At 42.1% G+C, this 1,607-nt stretch carries 3 protein-coding genes; all 3 read right to left on the bottom strand.

Annotated elements, in window-relative coordinates; genetic code table 11:
- Nucleotides 1-92 precede the first annotated feature (92 nt).
- Nucleotides 93-620: a DUF4189 domain-containing protein gene (locus tag HMPREF3052_RS11280; RefSeq protein ID WP_083318783.1), complete on the bottom strand. Its 528-nt coding sequence runs from the start codon at nt 618-620 to the stop codon at nt 93-95.
- Nucleotides 621-685: 65 nt separating this feature from the next.
- The gene (locus HMPREF3052_RS03745; RefSeq protein WP_283126950.1) at nt 686-1,195 is read right to left on the bottom strand and encodes a hypothetical protein; all 510 of its coding nucleotides are present in this window, start codon (nt 1,193-1,195) and stop codon (nt 686-688) included.
- 104 nt (nt 1,196-1,299) lie between these two features.
- On the bottom strand, nt 1,300-1,607 hold a 308-nt coding region (locus HMPREF3052_RS03740), incomplete at its 5' end, for a TrbM/KikA/MpfK family conjugal transfer protein (RefSeq protein WP_283126949.1).

Genomic DNA, 1,607 nt, shown 5'->3' with positions numbered 1-1,607 from the left:
CAGTAATTGTTGAAATGAATTTCATAATTTACTCTGTTATTGAATGGAATTAGTAAAGGTAGATATCTGAAATTTCAGATAGCCTCTGTCTATTAAAATTTAGGCAATGAACAACCTTCATTGGCAACGATAGAACATTGAGAGCTTCCAGATGCGTGACATTTTCTCAAGGCAGATGGCTCGGCATCACCAGGGAAACGTTCCGTTCCATAGAAGGTTTTTACTTTTTTTCCCAATTTACCTTGAACAACGGCAATACAACCATTTCGTACACGAACGCCTATCTTACATGGTTTATTTCTACCTCCTCGCTCACAGGTTTTAATGGCTTCTCTTTCTGCTTCCTCACGAGAATTCATATCAAGTGCGCCACCTGCAATACCAGTTTTAGGATTAAATGCCCAAGCACCGTATTTTGAAGGAACATCGATGTTGATAATTTGGGGTTGGGTAGAGCCGCTATTGGAAGACTGAGGTCTGCCGACATTATATATAATTTGCCGACCAGAGCTATCGATAATACGGCAGGTACCAGTTGCAGGTTGATATTCGCCTCCACAGCCATTTGCATAAACATTAAGACTTACTAGCCCTAATAATATAATGAGCAATTTTTTCATTTTAGGTCCAATCTTTTGTTAGATTTTTTGTCAATAGTCAATATATGGCAATCATAGAACTATTATTATGATTGATTTGGTCCTTTTCCAGGCTGACTTGCAGATTTTATAGCATCGGTGGTTGTGCTTCCAGGCTGATTTCCACCAGTCGTCCATACTGATTGTTGGACATTAGTTGGTGGAGTACTGTCAGAAGTTTTGGAGAAATTCTGCGCATTATAATTAGCCTGCTGCTGTTGACTATTCATCCCCGGCGGAGTAGCAGGTTGACCCGTTCCCCAACCCTGCATTGCATTGTATCCAGAGTATGTAGACATCATGCCATTAAACCAGGCACCTGCCATAGGCGGTACGGTGATCAGCAAGGTAGAGAGCATCAGACCCAAGCCCAGCTGTTGGGTAACGGTCTGCATAATACCGCCGACGTTTCCACCGATCAGTGCCGAAGCAATATTGGATACTGCATCGGTAATGGCGATATTGGCTACTAGATCCATAGAGATTTCAGCCATGACGCCAAGCATCACGCTGGAAAAGATCGTTGCCAGTCCATAGTATAGCCATTTCTGAAACAGGGGGGCTGTTTTTTTGAACAGAAGACATAAAATAAAGATGGGGGAGAAACCGACTATTTACAAAAGGCCGTCTGAATAACAGACGGCCCTTGATAAGTATTAAATTATTTGATGATTGAATCAATAAAATCATCAAATCCAGAACGATCCTGAGCAGGGCATTTTTTTAGGAAATTGCGCCGTGCAGTAATCGTATCATGTCCATGTTTATGCTTGATAGAGTGAAACTTTTTCAAAGCAGATTGACATTCAGACGGCTGAGATGCCGGATTGACCAAGCACATAAGCGCCTCGCAAGCCAAACGCTCGTCTCCACCCATTTGAGGAGGATTGAGGGGATTGGATGCCATAGAGGTAGCTGAAGAAAAGCCCATCGCCAAGACAGTAATTGTTGAAATGAATTTCATAATTT

This window comes from Neisseria sp. HMSC056A03 (assembly GCF_001815685.1).
Classification (GTDB): Bacteria; Pseudomonadota; Gammaproteobacteria; order Burkholderiales; family Neisseriaceae; genus Neisseria; species Neisseria subflava.
Note: the sequence above shows the minus strand (reverse complement) of the source record. Positions and strands in the feature narration are given on the sequence as shown.